The following is an 18,437-nucleotide window of genomic DNA, read 5'->3' as shown; positions in this document are numbered from 1 at the left end:
ATAACATTACTGATCCCGGTAGCTGTTATAATCTACCTGAAATACTATACAATTCTTTTCCCCTTATTAATCTCTCTCTACTTATGCAGTTTTACAGTGGGATTCCTCAACCCTCTATCCAGTAGTTTTGCCATGGCAGAAGTTAAAGAAGGACATGGAATGGCATCAGCACTACTTACCTTTAGTTTTGCTTTTACTTCAGCAATTTATAGCTTTACCCAGACGCACCTGAAGATGCCCCCCATTCAATTCACACCTATTTCAATGGTATTTTCCTTTAGTCTGCTTTTTATCCTTGCTGTCACCTTAAAATATAAGAAATTCTAAACGATTGAATATCCTTCAGCCTTTACCTCATCAGTGCCAGACGCCTACCTCCCAACTTACATCCCAATCCACAATGAGAAACAATAAAATAGTAGTGCCAGTTATTACCACTGGCACTACTTAATAAAACTCACTCTTACAGAATGCAAAATAAAATCTCACACCTCTACCCAGGAGTCACGCCCGGGTAGAGAAGCTCTAAGCTAAAAAGGAGCTCACTCTCAACATTAAAAGAATCTCTACTGCAACCCGAGAACTGTATTATTATCTCCAAACTGCTCTGCAGTAGCTAAATTGTTCAGCGTAGTTTGACTAAGCGTTAACTGGTTAGTATCACCGGTTTGCAGTGCAACAGCAGTATTAAAACTTTGCAACTGTACAATTAGCGAAGTATTAAGCAGGCCGCTAAACTGCAATGTTTCCGCAAAGTTAAACCCATTACTTTGGACAGTCTCGGCAGTATTTATCCCTCCAAACTGCTCAGTTAATGCGGTGTTAAACGCACCAATTTGCAAGTGGATAATCTCAAGACTGGTGCCATTTTGAACCGCAAAACTCTCGTGCCCAACACCCTGTTGAGTATTATCAATTAAATTGGTGTTACCTCCCTGCAGAGCTACAGAATTAGAGAATGAGGCTGAATTTTGTATGATACTCACTGTCATTGAGTTACCCGCCTGAAAACCCAATGCGTTATTTTCTACACCAGAATCCTGACTCATAAAAAAATTCAGGCTTTCACCAACCTGAACCATGGTTGCCATATTACCAAAACTGCTGGTTTGAGAGAGAAAACCTGTATTGGAGCTGCCTAATTGAGTAATACTGGCAGAATCACCGACACTATCAGCCTGTATTACAGAAATATCATGATTTGATCCGGCCTGAAACACGTAGGAGTAATCGCCCTCTGTATCTGCCTGAAGGGAGTTTGCAGAACTCCCCTCTCCAAACTGATCTTGTATGGATGTTGACAAGACGGATTCCATTTGCACGGCATTTGCAGAAAGGTTGCTACCTACTTGCCTCTGGATAATTGTACTAAATTCTGTCGATGATTCCTGCATAGCAACAGCTTGGTTACTCTCACCTATCTGCAATTGTATAATCGTACTACCATTTACTGTTGGGTCACTCTGTTCACCAGTTGCAGAATTTCCACTTCCGATCTGCGTAACCTGGTAAGTGTTATCGGCAGCCATAACCTGAGAGCCAGCTACAGTAAGTAAGACACCAACCGCGACAAATGTACACTTTTTCATCTAAAATTTCTCCAATAAATCCATATAGCTTCAGACCTAAAAACAGACCCGATCATAAAAAATTCAATTGATGATAAACCTGTAAGCTATCCACAAGGTGATAAAATTTATAAATCAACTAAAGGCTAATATCCCTTGAACTTAAATGGAAATAACCGAGCCCCAGGTAAAAACCCAGGGGCTTGGTTTATCAAGAAAACAGCTTGGCGATAAAAAATCAATAATACCTACTGAAGTCCGAGTACAGTATTATTATCACCAAATTGAGCTGATGTAGCGAAGTTTCCTATCGTAGTTTGACTTAAGGTTACCTGATTAGTATCACCCGTTTGCGCAGCAATAGCTGTATTGAATGCCTCTAACTGCACCACAAGAGCTGTATTTAAAAGCCCACTAAACTGTAAAATTTCCGATGTGCTAAAATCACCACTTTGCGCTAACTCCGCAAAATTCAAGCCTCCAAACTGTTGTATGTAGCCGCTGCTAAAGTTACCAATCTGCAGCTGTATTGCTTCCAAGCTGGTTCCATCCTGGAAACCTACACTGGTATTACCTACATTTTCCTGCTTACTTTCAAATATATTATTGGCATTGTTCTGGATAATAAGTGAGTAAGAATCAAAAGCGCCGTCTTGGCTAATTGAGGCATCCAAGAAACTCCCGTACTGCAACACGGTGCCAGTGTTACCTGCGCCATTAATTTGGTCAATCGATGAGTTCAGGTTATCTCCAAATTGAAAACTGCTGGCAGAATTACCTAAGCCCAAATCTTGTATAAAACCACTGTTATTGGAGCTACCAATGAGAACTGCCGTTACGGAATCATTTACACTGTTACTTTGCAATACTAGAAAATTATTGTTATCACCAATTTCAGTAACATTTACGGTACTACCCAAAACATTTTCTTGTGAAATAAATCCATTATTACTATCTCCAACTTGACTAACGAACACTGAAGATAAAACAGCTGCGGCCTGGTAAACCTCCATAAAGTTACTGTCGCCAACTTGAATCTCTATAATACTGCTGAACTCAGTGAATAATTGCTGCTCTCCCATAACCTGATTATTATCGCCAATCTGTATTTGACTAATCAGGCTATTGGTTACTGAAGGATCACTTTGTTCACCAGTTGCTGTATTACCTGAGCCCACCTGAAGTACGTTATAGGTGTTGTCAGCAGAGAAAGCGGCCGCACTGGCCATCGCAACAAAAACGCCGAGTGAAACAGGCTTCAATACATTCATCACGAACTCCTTTTAAGCAGTCGAACAGAAAGTAGCCGACTGCTAAATATCCGTATAAACAAATACTCAATTTTTAAAATTTAATAATTAAAACGATACTTATATCAGGGTTTACTGTAATCCCAATACGAAATTACCATCACCTACCTGAGTGGCAGATGCAGTATTGTTAATCGTCGTCTGGCTTAAAGTGACCTGATTAGAATTGCCTAACTGGGAAGTAGCTCCTGTATTGAAACTAGCAAGCTGAGCTATCACTGAAGAGTTTCCTGACCCTCCTAGCTGCAAAATACCTGCATTATTAAAACCACCAGTCTGTGCAGTTTCAGCAGTATTAGAGCTGCCAAATTGCTCACTCTGGGACACGCTAAAGTCACCTGCCTGCAAGAGTTCGGCACTATTTGAATTACCAAACTGTAGGGAGTAGGCTTCATTAGAGACCCCGGCCTGCGAATGATTAGCGAACAGGCCTTCTCCTGCCTGCCGTATTTCACTGTAATTCCCAATCGATTGCTGGGAAGCCTCTGCTTGGTTATTACTACCAGCCTGGGAAATAATAACAGTAGAATCAAAGGCAAGAGTTTGACTCACATCTAAATCGTGAGAGCTTCCAAATTGTTCTGTACTGATACTATTCCCGGCGCTCAAATTTTGCACAATTATCGCACCCTGATCACTACCCTCCTGAAGGGATGAGACTGTATTCCCGGCAGTTCCATTTTGAATAACAGTTATTTCACTTGAATCGCCTATTTGTATGACACTGACAAATTCACCAAGAGTCCCGGATTGAATTAGGGATGTGTCATGATTCTCACCAATTTGAACTACCAGTAAAGTACTGAGTTCAGCAAATTGCTGTAGAGTACCTGCCGAGTTATTACTCCCAACCTGCTCCACAAAGGTGCTTGATAACACTGAGCCGCTCTGAGTTGATTCTATATAGTTGCTATCACCAATTTGGGATTGCTGAATCAAACTGAAAGAGGTAAAAAGATTCTGGGTTGCATTCACCTCGTTATCATCGCCCACCTGGACTTGAATAACTGTATTGCCAATTGCGGAGGGATCACTTTGGTCTGAATTGGCCGTATTACCCGACCCTACTTGGAGGACATCATAGGTGTTATCTCCAGCAAAGACGGCAGTTCCGCTCATGGAAAGTAAAACAGCTGCTGCGATAGGTCTGTACATGTTCATCTAATACTCCTTAACGATGACAGGTCCAGCTAGATAGCATTTACGACAATTTGTTCAGGAAAGCAGCATCATTGAGTAAAACAAATATTGAGGTTGTGGCGTGTAATACACGCCACATAGAGGGAGCGGTGACGGATAATTGACTAGATCCATGAGCCAAACTCAAACTACTTCGCATACAAACAACAATATTGCGATACTTCTTGAGTGATACAACGATGCTGTAAACAGTATTGCCGAGAGAAAAATACTTTTCTATGAGAAATTAGTTGTAAGAGAGTGGGAAGAAAGTACTTCAATTATTTGTAATAGCCGTCAACTGCGGCTTTTAATCATGGCAGTGAGAGTCGGGACAGTCTTATTGCTAGACTGCCCCATAAAATACCACTTACTCTAAGCAGCTAGGATCAGCTGTATCGAAAATATTCCCATACCATAAGTTGGTAGACATACAGGCGTCAGGGTTACTATCAACTAAATCTCCATCTGGGTTATCCGTTGCTATGTTTCCGGCAACCAAATAATCACTTTGCCCTCCTCCCTCCATTGATATGCCTGTTTGACTATTATTTGTTACTACATTCTGGATAACCAGGCCGCCTGAAGAGGATTCAATTACAATACCAGCACCCTCATTGTCATCACAAAAGTTCTGGGAAACAAATGCATTATCACCACCAATTGCTATCCCCCTGGGTGCTCCTCCCTGATTATCGAAAATAAAATTCCCTATCACACTATTATTTGCACCTAGAATATCTATTGCACGATTAATAGATCCGGTAACCGTAGAGCCACTAACAGTGTTATTTTCACTCAATAACAAAATACCAATATCAAAACTATCTTGAATCGTCATCGACTGCACACTATGAAAACCATCGCCATTCACAAAAACTCCAATAGAGCAATCTTCTATTATTCCATTTGAAAGTACAGCGCCTGTGCCTAACAAATCAATCCCCCTATCCGGCGCCCTGCATTCCAAGGTAAATCCATTCATATTTAAACTACCGGTTGGCCCCTCAATCGTTAAAGCCGGAGTATCACTACAAATTAAGTTTTCTGTAAGCACCTCTGCTGTCGTTATAATATCTCTACACTCAACCTCGGCTAAAGAAGCCAGTGGAAAAACCATCAACAATGTCGACATAAACTTCAACCGCATTATATTCATATGCTTAGACCCATATAGATAGTAAAATATGAAAAGATTACACTTTGGAAGGCTACCTAGATCAACCCCAAAACATCTCAAATTTTAGCTGCATAAAAACATCCAACCATGAGAAGAACGTCTCATACCTTTAGCTAATACTCACATTTATCTCAACCTAAATTTACCAACCCCCAAATTATCCCAGCATTCAAATATCAATAAAACTTGAAATATCGCAATATAATAATTACACCAAAAGAAACCACAAAATCACCCTATTAAAAAACATTAAACATTGACACCAAAAAAGTTCTTAATACACAACATTAAAAACAATTTATATGCATCCACTTCTTAAAAAGAAAGACACTAAACATGCGGCAGCGTTAACCGGTGTATTTATTGAAAGAAACTAAATAGCAACTACTGTTGAGACATTTTTTAAACAGACACAAATTCCCTTTGCCATCGCTTTCGATGCCAAAGTAGGATATCTGGGGCATTTACCTAATCGCGCAGGGTTTTATCAGGGAGAATTATCTGGGCGCCATGTAACACGTACTATTGAAAATACCAATCTATTGCTCAATATTGGTATACCACTTTAATACCGGTGCCTTCTCAAACAATATCAATCCAGCCAACACCATCACCTTGGATCAGGACAGTGTGTCTATCTGCGGCAGGAACTTTAAACATATCCATTTTCGGGACGTATTACCGGCGTTACTTTCCAAAGTACTCGATAAAAATTTTGAGCAGCCCCCAGGAACAACGCTGATATCTATCAACAGCCTTTATCACTAACTAGCGCACTTTATCAAGGAAGTCGATCTACTAGTCGGTAATACCGAAGACTATAACAATCTCATTAAAGTACGTTTGCTATTACTTCAAGTCTGGGTAACTGGGCGTCTTTCGGTTCAGGCTTCCCCATCGCTACCCGCATAGCCGTTGCAAGTCCGAAGAGCAGAGTAATATGCCTGGATGGTAATGGTTCATTTGGTGTTGATAGCAGTATAAACGGCGCAGAAGATCATACTGAAAGTGACTTTGCATAAGCCCTGGAGTGCTCGAACAATCACTTGGGGCCTTTCGTAATCAATGTATATCTGGGAAGGCTGGGACATGCAATTCGACATTGATTCAAAAGTCAAAATTTAAGTGATAAAAAAAGGGGCTCTAAACAGGGCCCCTTTTTTCAGCCTCGTCTATTAACCCGATGCCTGTGGGTGAGTGTTAGGCAGCGGACTTGCAATGTCATTCTCTATATCAGATTGCTCCGCAATTTCAGACCAAACACTATCCGGCTCAATTTTTGATTGGCGCTTGCGCAAACACGCCAAAACCAGAATAAAAGATATCCCAATAAGCAGAGCGACAAGATCAACTGCCCATACCGGGGTAACAGCTCCCAACAACTCGCCTTTTATTAAGGAGCTGATAGGAATCAGCACGATTGTAGCGGTGCAGAAAATAAGGAGCTGTCGCGCGGCAACCATTGGCCGGCGTATAAATGCCCAGGCCACCGCAAGAAAGAAGCCTGAGTAATAAGCAGCTTTTTGCCAGAACTCAATATCCACCTGCGCGTGAGGCAGCCACTTAACCGTCAACATACTCACAGCTATACCCAGGATTGTGCCCAGTCCCACACCGACTGTCAGCCTTGCCATAACCATTGATGAAGTTGTTTGCACAGGCAGCTCATCTTGCCCCCTGCGCTTTTTACGGCGACTTTCTATCCAAAGCAGGTTACCAGTGAAAAATATCAGTGCACCCATAATACCAAGTGCAAAATAAATCCAGCGCACGGCATTTCCACCAAAATTGCCGAAGTGAAGTGAAAAAATACTCACTACCGTGCCGCTATACCCATTGAAGTTACTGGGTAGAATACTGCTATAAGGAACCTCCCGCAGGTAAGGATTTCCGAGCACATAGGCGTACTCAGCGCCACGCACTACTTCACCGTGCATTAGTCCACCAACCCGCATACGCGGGGAACGGGTATCCAGGCCCATATAGAGGATTTCCGCCATCTGGAACTTAGGCTCCCGCTCCTGAATCGCAGTTTCCAATTCTGCCACCGGTACCAGCTCAGAGAAGCTCTTCACCTCTGCTGGCGCCGGGCGAGTGAACATAGGGGAGTCACCGTAAACCGCCACGCGCAGGGCACCATAAAGCGGATCATGGAAGGCAAATACAAAGGCGGTAAAAGCGATAATCAGGTGAAATGGCAGCGAGGTGATACCCAGTACATTGTGAAAATCCAGCCAGTAACGCTTGCGGTTCTTACCCTTTCGGAGTACCAATAAATCCTTAAACCAAGTGGGCAGGAAAACAATCAGGCCCGAAATCAGCGCCACAAAATACAGTGCCGCCACAACACCCAATACATAAGTACCAAAAGCATCGTGGCCCTCACCACCGGGAATACCAGCGGTGCGATGTAAATGGTCGACAAATTCGCCAATGGCGGAAACCGTAAAGCTCTGAGTGATCAGCTCCCCTTTCTCATTGAAACTCGCATACCAGAGAGTATGGCCATGGGTTTCTTCGTCCTCTATTTCCCAACTCACCGGCGCAGCCTTCAGACCCGCCAGCGGCAATTGGACGGTCATCTGTTTTGCTGCTTCCGGATGTGCCTGCAAAACCTCAGAAATAAGGCTGTCATACTGATTGACAGAAATACTTGGCAGTGTGGTTTCAGGCTGCAGGGCCCATTGATTGAGTGGCCCTTTAAACATGGTCAGGGCACCAGCGATAAAAGCGATATACAGAAACAGGCCCGCAAGAATACCGGTCCAGGTATGCACGCTTTTATAAGTTTTAATCAATTCAACGCGCATATTCTTAGCCTCCGAATCTCGCTACCCACAACAGGGTAAACAGCACCAAATTTAGCCCCAGGTAGAGAGACAACATACGCCTGACACTAATAAACAGGTAAACCAGACTCACCAAAGTGAGCCAGACAGGAGTGATCAGCCACATCACGAATTGGCTTTTATCATCGACCACTACATCACCGGGGCCCCACAGAGCAATCAATCCAGCAATGGCAACTGCAATGGGTAACCCCAAGAAAACTGCACACAGGCTTTTTACCCACCATTGGGGTTTATAGCCTTCCAGCCCTTTTTGGATTCGTTTCTTTTTCTTCGCCAAGACTTTGCCTGGCTTATCCAGCACCCCGCTAAAAGGCAGCAGTCCCAGAGTTAACATAAAAGTGCTAAGAAGCGTAAAGGAAGCTGACATTGCTGATAAATTTTGATGGAAAAGTATCCAGGAGGTGACTAGGAGCAGGAGGCTTGCGAAGAGAGCCGGGTAAAACTGGATTGGCCTCTGCTCACTCCACTGCTGATTAGGACACCCTAAATAAAAGACAGAGGAAGCAAGAACACAACTAAGTAGCCCGAGTCCCGTTAAAACTGAGGAATACATTTCTAGTTTTCACTTAAGTATTAGAAGTACTGCTGCCAAAGGTGGTAGCAGCCTGATTACCAAGCACTGGCCAGTTGCCGCAACTAAGCCACTGCTCGGCGGAAGAATGGTGGAAGTTTATTGCGATAATCTCCTATTTGCAAACAAGAATGATTAGCATTATATTCGCCACCGATCTTCCTTATTGCCCTGACTCCTTTACCTTCCTAGGGATTACGCTATGTATAAACGCCAACTGCTCAGCAAAGCCGTTTCACTGACTATTCTCACTTCTATCGGAGCGACTGCGATCGCCGCGGAAGAAAAAAAGGATGAGTACGCACCGCAGGCAATGGAAAATGTCATTGTTATTGGCGAAAAAACAGAGCGCTCCCTCAAGGAAACCACGTCTTCGGTATCCGTGATTACCGAAGAAACCTTAAATAGCATGCAACACCTGAGCATCACCGATGCGGTGTCCAATATCTCTAACGTAGTAGTACTTTCCGGCGCTACTCCGGATATTCGCGGTGTGTCCGGTAACGGTTCAGCCACCGGCTTTAACTCTTTCTCTGGTGGCGCCAAAGCCCGAGTTTCTACCCTGATCGATGGTGTCGCCGAGCCATTTGTCGCAGATCTCACGGGTGATTCCGGTATTTGGGATGTGGAACAAATTGAAGTATTCCGTGGCCCCCAGTCGACCAGTAATGGGCGCAATAGTATTGCCGGTTCTGTATTTATCAAAACCAAAGATCCCAGCTTTGACTGGGAAGGTGCAGCTCGCGTAGGTTACCGCGACCAGGACGGCTATATCGATACTTCCGGTATGATTTCCGGCCCAATTATTGAGGACACGCTCGCATTCCGCCTGACCGCCCAGCAACTGACTGGCGACACAATCAGCAATGCCGAAGAGTATGAAGGCAACCCCGCTGACTTCGACCTGAACACACTGGAAACCCAGCGCCTAAAAGGAAAGCTGCTGTGGACCCCCAGCGAAAAACTAAAGACACTGTTTACTGTGTCCACTAACAGCGAAGAGGGAAACACCGGGCGTATGTACTACACCCTGACCGGTGTGGATGACTACGAGACCTACTTCTATCGCGATATGGACACCGAATCCACAACTACCAGCATTAAAGTGGATTACCAGATCAACGATGATATTTCCATCGAAATCCTGACAGCCTACATGGACTATCAATGGGGCTTTGATTCCTATGAAGAGGAAGCCAGCAGCGAGCAATATGTTCGCATGGACGAACAGAATATCACCCTTGATGCAAAACTGAACTTCGGACTCACCAGTGACACGCTGCACGGTTTTATCGGCTTTGCCCACTTCGAAAGAGAGCAGGATTTTAACAGCAGCGGCAGCACCACCTATTTTGGCGATGACGAAAGTACCTCTACAGCGCTTTATGGTGAAGTAACTTACGCACTGACAGACCGACTGAACCTGATCAGCGGCCTACGTGTCGAAAAAGAAGAGCAAGACCGTTACTTCCATTTTACCGCCTACGGCGAGCCCACGAATGACCCTCTTAATACCAATGAAACAATCACTCTCCCCAAAATTGCTCTTCAGTACGACCTGACCGAAGACACCGTCATTTCTGCCAGTGCCCGCAAGGGTTACAATTCAGCTGGTGGCGCCCTTGCTCTTCTTAGCGGTACCCAAGGCACCTCCTCTTATCACTATTACTATTACGATGAAGAAACCGTTAACACCTACGAACTGGCCGTGCGCAGCTCCCTGGCAAACGGCACCATCAGTCTTAGCGGTAACCTCTTCTTCAATGAATACTCCGGCTACCAGGCTCTGAACTCTTCTCGCGTTATCATAAATATGGATGAAGTCGAGACTTACGGTGCGGAAGTTGAAGCAATAGCCATGCTGACACCTCAATGGGAGTTACGTGCCGGCCTGGGCTTACTGGAAACTGAAATCACTGATGCCGGCGCTGAGTACAGCGATGCGAATGGGAATGAACTCAACTCAGCCCCCAATATTACTGCAAACCTGAGTACAAAATACTGGATTACCGATGCTATCAATCTAGGTATCTCTGCAAACTATGTAGGTGAGTACTACGGTGACTTTACCAATACCGAAGAGCGAGTTGCTGGTGATTACGTTTTGACGCGCCTGAATGCTAACTATGAGGGCCAAGACTGGAGCATCTCTGCCTATATCAACAACGCGTTTGACGAAGAGGGATACTTGACTGTTGAGCCGGTCGGGGCTCGTTATCCAGATGGCTACGTAGCTATTGTTGAACCACGTAATATCGGTGTATCCGCTACCTACCATTTCTAATTAGCTTCACTATCGACAGCTAAATCCCGGTCCCTGAGTAAGATCGCCTCGCTCAGGAACCGGAAATGCAGATTCTTTCCTAACTTCTCTCTACTGAACCACAATTGCCATATTACTATCCCCGATCTGGGAAACAGTGGCAGTTTGAAAGTCATTAGCCTGGCTGATGGTAAATGAGTTTGTATTGCCCAACTGCAATGCAGTTGCAATCCCATTCATTCCGCCCTGAACCGTTGCACCTGTATTGTCCACACCAAACTGATTGGTGGTTGCCAAGTTAAAACTGCCAGATTGAGAATGAGCTATATCATTCGAGACATTCTGCTGGCTAATGGCACTGGTATTATTATTACCGGTTTGCGTTACACTAGCTTCGTTGATAGTACCCAATTGGCTCAGTGTGGAAATATTAGTATCGGAGGCAAACTGCGACACCTGTGCCACGTTCGTATTACCCTCTTGAGACGTTACTGCTGAGCTGGTTGTACTATTGCTTTGAACCATAGTCGCTATGTTAGCATTACCCATCTGGGTGATTACTGCACCAACATCAGTGGTACTGTTCTGGTTAATTGTGGCGAAGTTAGAAAAATCAAACTGGTTAATTGTCGCTGCACTGGTATTCGACAAAACCTGATTAATTACACCTGTATTGTTTATACCATTCTGGCCAATAACTGCAGCCACAGTAGTAGTATTGTTCTGGTTAATTGTGGCCAAGTTTAAAACATCAAACTGGTTAATTGTCGCTGCACTGGTATTCGACAAAACCTGATTAATTACACCTATATTGTTTATACCATTCTGGCTAATAACCGCAGCCACAGTATCAGACCCATTCTGGGTAACAGTCGAATCATTCGCTGTCCCAGTTTGTAACTGATTAATCGTGCTTAAAGTATTACTGTTTAACTGAGTGGCAAGCGCCGTATTGGCATCACCGACCTGAGTTTGACCGATAAAGTTAAATGTCACTGTTGCGTCACTTTGATCCGCTGTCGCATTATTAAATGTTCCGTTTTGGTTCAGGACCGCAACATTGTTGGAAGCAAAAACACCCTGACTTGCAACAGCAAGCAGGACCGCAGTCGCCAACGGGGCACACCTTTTCATATTTATCTCCTTAGAATATGAAATGTCGCTAAATTAAGCTTCTTATACTGCATCAATACACGAAATTAATTAGCACCATATGCAATCCAAATATGAGAAAGCGATTTACTATCAGGAAGTGCTTAATATCGCCAAAACAAATACCAGAACTTCAGCATTTATGCTTATAAACTGCTGCACCCAAAAGGGCTAAATCCCCAGCTTCCGTCAGAAACTCATGCTTGATGCTGTGTTGAGTCTTATCTCCGATGGCACTTTCAGCAATAGGAGAATAGTGTGGAAAATATAGGAAAAAATTCTCCCCAATGGGCCATTATCTGGGTATATAGTCAGCTCAAAATCCAAACGCTGTGGAAGCGGCGTTTCACTAGCCTTCATAAAAACTCTAAAACTGAATTTTCTACTCCAGACAAGTAGGAGCTTCAGAAGTAAAGATATTTTCAAACCAGGCATTAGTTAACATACATGTATCTTCATTTTTATCCAGAAGATCTACATTATCACCATTAGACACCTGATTACCTGAGATCACATAATTATGCTGTCCCAAAGCCTGCATAGTTATTTCTCTGCCACCCCCTCCCCGCCAACGGTATCTATCATGGTACTTTGTAAAACTCGCCCACCGGAAGAACGATCTATATAAATACCCGTAAAAAAAATTTTGCTTAACCGTATTTTGTAGAATACGGGGCATTATCCCCTTGAATTTTAATTCTGAGACCACCAGTCTCGCTTACAACACAGGAATTAACACTATTCCCGTCACCAATGATCAATATACCGATATTGGAACTCTCATCCACTTCACACCGGGAAACGGTATTATTTCAACTTACAAGCTGTATGCCAAAACTTCCTGAATCCTCTATTTCTATATCAGAAATAGAGTGAAACCCATTCTCACTGGTAAGGACGCCGATACTATAGTCATTAATTTTTTCCCCTGTAACAAATGCGCCAGTGCGCACCAGGATAATATCGATATTACCACCAGAACACTCTATTCCCCTCCTAGCCATTGTCAGTCTTCCAGCTGGACCAACAACTAATAAGGCAGGAATAACGTTACATAGCAGCTCTTCAGAGAGCACCTCAGCTGTTGTAATCGTATCACCACACTCAAGCGCTGTTACCGCCAGAGATGACAACATTAATCCAGCTACCATAACCGTTGAAAAGAAAGAGACATTCAGGAACTTCATATTTACCTCCAATAAAAAGCGACAAAATAATTCGTAATACGACAAACTGCTCATAACTTTCACCCTTACCACCCAGCACTCTAGAGCAATAATCATAAGCTTCTATAACTCCCCTCTTCATCCATCAACTGTATTATCTGCAACAACTAAACTACGAAATGGATTAGATTTCTGACTGGCTTTTTACCTTATACACTGAAACTCCGGTAAAAAAACACATGTGCGCTCCACACCTGATATTTACAGGTAAATCCAACCACCCCTCCTGAAGAAACAGAGTCCAATAATTCTTCAAAAAAGAAATCCATAACAACGCCACAATACAAGCTACACAGACAGATATTAGTGATAATCCAACAAACCTGAACCAAACTCTCAGAGGCTCATTCAGCCACTAAATAGTTAGCAATTTTAAACCAGGAGCACAAGTAATGAAGAAAAGCTATATACTGGCATTAACAATTTCGACAATGCCTTTTAGCCATTTAACTGAGGCTGTAGATTGTGGAGACATCATAACAACTGCTGAAATTTTAGATAATGACATTACAAGCTGTACGCTCAATCCCGTACTGACAATAGTTGGCCCTACGGGCAGCTTAAATCTTAACGACTTTAACGTTAATTGTACCGGACAAGGAGCTGGAATCAGTTTGGATGGTACTGCCGCCAGTCTAATAGGGGGAACAGGGGGGGCAGGAACCAACACCGTTGGCGGCTGTGGGACCGCTATAAGCGTTGAAGGTGCCGGATTACATAATATTCAGGGTGTTAACGCTACGAATAGTATTTTTGAAGGGGTCGGCATCTATAGTAATAATAACTTTATAATTGATATAAACTCCAGCGGCAACTCTGGAAATGGCATGGAAATTTTTGAAAATGGGAATCAAATTATTGGTGCTACAATTGAAAATAATGGTCAAAACGGGATTATAGTAGAAGGCAGTGAAACTTTTATCTCTCAAACTCAGTCAAGTTTAAACTCCCTTTTTGGAATACGGATAAGAAATTCAAACAATAGTTACTTTATCCAAAACACTACAAATTCAAATAACTCAGCAGGAATCGTTGTAGAAAGCCTAGGACAAACCGGAAATTTCATTATTGGAAATACCGCTTTCGGAAATCCGGACTTTGACGCAGATGATCAGAATACACCGCCCTGTATAGGAACTCAGTGGCAAGGCAACAATTTTGGCACATCTGGTGATTCCTGTATAGATTAAAAATCAATTGAAAATAAGCCCGCACGGCAAATTATTCGCTACTGCGGGCTTACAAGGTTGAAATATACCTCAGTATTACCATGCAAACTAAAAATACTTTAAAATAGGGTTTCGTATCGAAAGAAATCCTGCAAACCTTAAAAATCACTCAGATACAATCACCATCAGTTGTTGCAGTTGACGAATTCCCCACCCAGCTATTTAAGCAGGGGGCTGAATTGTTATCTTGCAAATCAAAGTCTATATTGCTAAACACATCGTTACTAACAACGACATTTCCCGACTGCTCATTAACCTTCTGCTGGATTAGAATTCCAGCAGTATTCGCCCCACCGATCCCATTCATTGCAACGGTATTTTGGGCAACCGTATTTCCATCAGCATCACCAATGACAATACCATTAAATTCACTCCGCATAATCTCATTAGCTACAATAAGGTTACGATCACCATTCAACTCGATACCGTTTTGTAAATTATCCAGCAAAGTACATGCAGTGACATTATTGCTATCACCAGAGATAATTATACCAGAACCAAAATTCTTAAATATTCCTGATTGATTAATAGAATTAAAGCTACTATTTATGGAGATTCCTGCCACATCCGCCCCATCGACTCTAATTTCCTGTATATTATGCGCTCCAGTACCATCCACAGATATTCCGATATCGCAAAATGTTACCACACCATTTGATAAAAAGGCCCCAACCCCCTCAATCTGGATACCAATAGCAGCTCCATCACATCTAACAGTAAAATCTGCCATATCCAAGCTACCTGCAGGACCCACTATAGTTAGAGCTGGCTCTGTTGCGCAGACAAGATCCTGATCAAGTGTTTCGGGAGTGGTAATCGTATCGCCGCAATCAACAGCATAAGCAAAACCACTTGAGGCAGCATACAAAATTCCAGCCGCTACAAAGAAATTCCCTACCACTCCGCGATCTCTATTCTTCATAACCTTCTCCTTAAGTTACATTAAAATATACATCCAGAAAATCACCTCAAACAGTTTCGTCGTATATATCTAAAATGGCCATAGGAATAAATTCTCTTTAACTCTACTCCACCTAACTATTCAACAACTATAAGGCGCACTAAGCACTCCTAAACTAACTATAATTAATGATATCAATAAAACTTCCAAGCCAAACACATAAAAGAATAAAGGATCATGAAAACCAAAACATAAACAAGCAGCGACAGCTAACGACGAGAGTTTTATCGGGATAACATTTTACAAACGCAAGACAGTAACGTAACACCTTCAAACTATTACTCTCATACAATGTTATACTTCAATCCAGGCAAGCAGGATCTAAAGTATCAAAGCTGTTATTTCGCCATAAATTGGTACTATTACAGGGGTCACTATTTAGACCCTGGGCATCAAAGTCTTCATTAAGGATACCCACATTAAGAACTATCAGATTATATTGTTGATCAAAAGCATTCATTAAGATTCCCGCCGTTCCGGCGCCAGAAGTTCCATTATTTTCTGCGGCATTCTCCACAATCCAACTATTATTGGAATCATTGATTACAATACCAGAGCCCGCATTTCCAGAGCTGAAATTTTTAGTGATATAAGACCTATTTCCATCCACCTGAATACCTGTCGAGGTATTTCCCTCAGTGCTGTTCTGGAATACATTATTTCTCTCTCCGCTGACGATCAGGCCCACTCCGGTGTTATTTTGAGCAGTGCAAGCTGTCATATAATTACTATCACTGTCTAATTGAAATCCGGCGTAAGAATTGGCTGATGTGGATACCTCTTGTATATTATGGAAACCTTCCCCACCAGCTAAAATTCCTATCTCGCAATCTGAGACTGTTCCGCTTCGAAGTAGAGCCGCTCTCCCCTCGATCAATATACCAATTTCAGTACTATCACACTGAACCTCATGCCCTTTCATATTCAGCCGTCCATCCGCACCTATAACCGTTAAAACAGGGCTGACATCGCAAATGAGGTCTTCATCCAAGGTAACAGATGTAGTAATCGAACCCCCACATTCAACATCATCGGCAGCCGCAGGTTTGGAAGTAGGAACATTGGCTACCCCAATTATTGATACAATGGCGATTTTATGAAGCGTTGAACGATGGACTTTCATCAAATTCATCCTTAGCGTTGTATTCGTTATAAATAGCCTGGGACCATGCCTAGGATATTTTGATCCAGCGCCACGAAAGAGCCATGAGAAATTATTCCCAATAAAATAGGAATTTAGTGTGGAGCTTATTTTTAATATACGCCAAGGGGACTACGAATTTATAGATCATCTTAAAGAAAAGAGAATTAAGCAGAGAACCAAATAATGGAGTAGACGTCTCTACACCTAGCTCTGCCTCTAGCTCCTTCATCCAACGACGGATAACTGCTCCAGGAATCGGGTTGCTTTGGCGATTGAATAACCCCTGCACTACTACCAAGTAGGCAACATCTAATTTAAATTCAAGATAAAAGGATCGACGTCATCTACTCATTGAACATCTATATTTTCGATGGCAACTTTACCCTTAATTAGTATCCATATTTAGCAGAACACAACACTTGTCAAATCTAACTAAACTCACATATACAATCTGCATCGGCTTAGCAATTAAAAGAACACTTTAAGCTCTCATTTTGACACTATTTTTCAGCCACCCACGTTAAAAGCCATTGAAAAAATTCAAAAAAACATCCAACCTAAACTAACAAAACACGCACAACTTAAAAGATATATACGACAAATAAACTTTCAGTTTACCTTCTTGACTTATTGACACTATATCCAGCAAAAACTAACCTTATTGAGATATTTCACCTTAAATTAATTCACCCATAGGACATAGCCTTAGAGTGAAAAGCGCTATCAAGCTAAATACGATATTTGCCGTTATTACAGCATGCTTGACTATGTCGGCCTGCTCACAAAGGATTGCCAAGCTTATAGAAAACTCTGAAAGCTTTCCTTTCGACAGAACAATCACCAGTAAAGAAATAAATGAACTGGGCTTTAAAAAAGGAAAGTACTGCACCGATAACAATGGAAACTGTATTACCTATTATTATGCTTCACCTTTACATCAGGACAGCCTTCACTACTCTATTGAATTTGATACTCATGATAGAAAGAGTGTCGTCAGACTTGAACTACAAAGGGATTCAATCAGGAAAGACCATACTGGCACTGTGATTCTTTTACATGGATTCCGATCATCTAAAGAATTCATGTTACACTCTGCACTGTATTTTCGTTTTCTCGGATATCGAGTAATAGTGCCAGACCTTCTTGGTCATGGTGAATCGAGTGGTAACAAGAAATATGGTGTGGGTGACAGCACCATTATCAACGAATTGGTAGACAACCTAATTACTAAGAAAGAAATAAAAAATGATCACATCTATATCGTTGGAAACTCTATGGGTGCACTGACCGCCCTTTATCTCTCAGCCTTGCGGACTGATATAGATGGAATTATTTTACTGGCACCCATGGTTCCATTCGATCAGGCTCTCTACAATTATAGCAGACTTAATCACCCTATACTTAGCCTGATAATACCCGAGAAAGATGTTCGTCAAGGTGCGAATTTGGCTTTAACGAAAGCTGGTATCGAACCAGGTGATACCAATATATTACCTCTGCTTAACTCCTCTGAGCTCCCTATACTATTACTCTCTTCACCTGCGGACCGAATCGCCCCGTCCAGCAACTACAAAGGGCTAGATAAAGCCAATATCCAGGTCTGTGAAATTTCTGATAGGAATCACCCCAGCATGGCTACCATTGGGAATGCTGAGCATAAAGTGATACTTCAATGGCTGAATGAATTAGCCCAATAAGTTTGGACAGGTTATCAAATAGCGATATCCTCCAAAAACCTCGAAGAGCAACCTAAAGAAAATTATATTGAATATAAAGACTATTTAAATCTAAAACAGTAAATA

The 18,437-nt window shown here is 42.4% G+C and carries 15 protein-coding genes; 5 read left to right on the top strand and 10 right to left on the bottom strand.

The window, feature by feature from the left end:
* The first annotated feature begins 132 nt into the window (after nucleotides 1–132).
* The gene (locus tag BTJ40_RS22200; RefSeq protein WP_157953917.1) at nucleotides 133–327 is read left to right on the top strand and encodes a hypothetical protein; all 195 of its coding nucleotides are present in this window, start codon (nucleotides 133–135) and stop codon (nucleotides 325–327) included.
* Nucleotides 328–566: 239 nt separating this feature from the next.
* On the opposite strand, the gene BTJ40_RS06205 is transcribed toward BTJ40_RS22200, so the two are convergent.
* The 4 genes from BTJ40_RS06205 to BTJ40_RS06190 all read right to left on the bottom strand — a co-directional run bounded on the left by BTJ40_RS06205 (nucleotide 567) and on the right by BTJ40_RS06190 (nucleotide 5,192).
* Complete coding sequence (locus BTJ40_RS06205) at nucleotides 567–1,589, bottom strand: hypothetical protein (RefSeq protein ID WP_108732271.1); 1,023 nt, start codon at nucleotides 1,587–1,589, stop codon at nucleotides 567–569.
* Between the two features lie 227 nt (nucleotides 1,590–1,816).
* Nucleotides 1,817–2,839, bottom strand: coding sequence for a hypothetical protein (locus tag BTJ40_RS06200; protein ID WP_108732270.1), 1,023 nt, complete (start codon nucleotides 2,837–2,839; stop codon nucleotides 1,817–1,819).
* Nucleotides 2,840–2,950: 111 nt separating this feature from the next.
* Nucleotides 2,951–4,039: a hypothetical protein gene (locus BTJ40_RS06195; RefSeq protein WP_108732269.1), complete on the bottom strand. Its 1,089-nt coding sequence runs from the start codon at nucleotides 4,037–4,039 to the stop codon at nucleotides 2,951–2,953.
* 388 nt (nucleotides 4,040–4,427) lie between these two features.
* Nucleotides 4,428–5,192 carry a right-handed parallel beta-helix repeat-containing protein gene (locus BTJ40_RS06190; protein WP_157953916.1) on the bottom strand — a complete coding sequence of 255 codons (765 nt, stop codon included), beginning with the start codon at nucleotides 5,190–5,192 and terminating at the stop codon, nucleotides 4,428–4,430.
* An 893-nt stretch (nucleotides 5,193–6,085) separates the two neighbouring features.
* Here BTJ40_RS06190 and BTJ40_RS23045 point away from each other — a divergent pair.
* On the top strand, nucleotides 6,086–6,259 hold the full coding sequence (locus tag BTJ40_RS23045) for a thiamine pyrophosphate-dependent enzyme (RefSeq protein WP_369974280.1): 174 nt from the start codon (nucleotides 6,086–6,088) through the stop codon (nucleotides 6,257–6,259).
* A 153-nt stretch (nucleotides 6,260–6,412) separates the two neighbouring features.
* Here BTJ40_RS23045 and BTJ40_RS06185 read toward each other — a convergent pair whose 3' ends face one another.
* Together BTJ40_RS06185 and BTJ40_RS06180 are read right to left on the bottom strand one after the other, a co-directional pair.
* Nucleotides 6,413–8,047 (bottom strand): PepSY domain-containing protein, encoded by a 1,635-nt coding sequence (locus BTJ40_RS06185; protein ID WP_108732267.1) that lies wholly within the window; start codon nucleotides 8,045–8,047, stop codon nucleotides 6,413–6,415.
* 4 nt (nucleotides 8,048–8,051) lie between these two features.
* Complete coding sequence (locus BTJ40_RS06180; RefSeq protein ID WP_202862865.1) at nucleotides 8,052–8,423, bottom strand: hypothetical protein; 372 nt, start codon at nucleotides 8,421–8,423, stop codon at nucleotides 8,052–8,054.
* Nucleotides 8,424–8,862: 439 nt separating this feature from the next.
* On the opposite strand from BTJ40_RS06180, the gene BTJ40_RS06175 reads away from it, so the two are divergent.
* Nucleotides 8,863–10,944 (top strand): TonB-dependent receptor, encoded by a 2,082-nt coding sequence (locus BTJ40_RS06175; RefSeq protein WP_108732266.1) that lies wholly within the window; start codon nucleotides 8,863–8,865, stop codon nucleotides 10,942–10,944.
* 90 nt (nucleotides 10,945–11,034) lie between these two features.
* Here the strand turns inward: BTJ40_RS06175 and BTJ40_RS06170 are convergent, their stop codons facing one another.
* Both BTJ40_RS06170 and BTJ40_RS06165 read right to left on the bottom strand, forming a co-directional pair.
* On the bottom strand, nucleotides 11,035–12,057 hold the full coding sequence (locus tag BTJ40_RS06170) for a hypothetical protein (protein WP_108732265.1): 1,023 nt from the start codon (nucleotides 12,055–12,057) through the stop codon (nucleotides 11,035–11,037).
* Nucleotides 12,058–12,887: 830 nt separating this feature from the next.
* Nucleotides 12,888–13,262, bottom strand: coding sequence for a hypothetical protein (locus BTJ40_RS06165; RefSeq protein WP_157953915.1), 375 nt, complete (start codon nucleotides 13,260–13,262; stop codon nucleotides 12,888–12,890).
* Between the two features lie 431 nt (nucleotides 13,263–13,693).
* On the opposite strand from BTJ40_RS06165, the gene BTJ40_RS06160 reads away from it, so the two are divergent.
* The gene (locus BTJ40_RS06160) at nucleotides 13,694–14,491 is read left to right on the top strand and encodes a right-handed parallel beta-helix repeat-containing protein (RefSeq protein ID WP_108732263.1); all 798 of its coding nucleotides are present in this window, start codon (nucleotides 13,694–13,696) and stop codon (nucleotides 14,489–14,491) included.
* Between the two features lie 148 nt (nucleotides 14,492–14,639).
* On the opposite strand, the gene BTJ40_RS06155 is transcribed toward BTJ40_RS06160, so the two are convergent.
* The gene (locus tag BTJ40_RS06155) at nucleotides 14,640–15,452 is read right to left on the bottom strand and encodes a right-handed parallel beta-helix repeat-containing protein (protein WP_108732262.1); all 813 of its coding nucleotides are present in this window, start codon (nucleotides 15,450–15,452) and stop codon (nucleotides 14,640–14,642) included.
* A 340-nt stretch (nucleotides 15,453–15,792) separates the two neighbouring features.
* Nucleotides 15,793–16,623 carry a right-handed parallel beta-helix repeat-containing protein gene (locus tag BTJ40_RS06150; protein ID WP_108732261.1) on the bottom strand — a complete coding sequence of 277 codons (831 nt, stop codon included), beginning with the start codon at nucleotides 16,621–16,623 and terminating at the stop codon, nucleotides 15,793–15,795.
* Nucleotides 16,624–17,345: 722 nt separating this feature from the next.
* Here BTJ40_RS06150 and BTJ40_RS06145 point away from each other — a divergent pair.
* A complete protein-coding gene (locus BTJ40_RS06145; protein WP_108732260.1) occupies nucleotides 17,346–18,332 on the top strand; it encodes an alpha/beta hydrolase in 987 nt (328 codons plus the stop codon).
* The last annotated feature ends 105 nt before the right edge of the window (nucleotides 18,333–18,437 follow it).

The sequence above is a fragment of the Microbulbifer sp. A4B17 genome (genome assembly GCF_003076275.1).
Lineage (GTDB): Bacteria > Pseudomonadota > Gammaproteobacteria > Pseudomonadales > Cellvibrionaceae > Microbulbifer.
The sequence above is the reverse complement of the archived record's forward strand: the minus strand, read 5'-3'. Positions and strand labels throughout refer to the sequence as shown.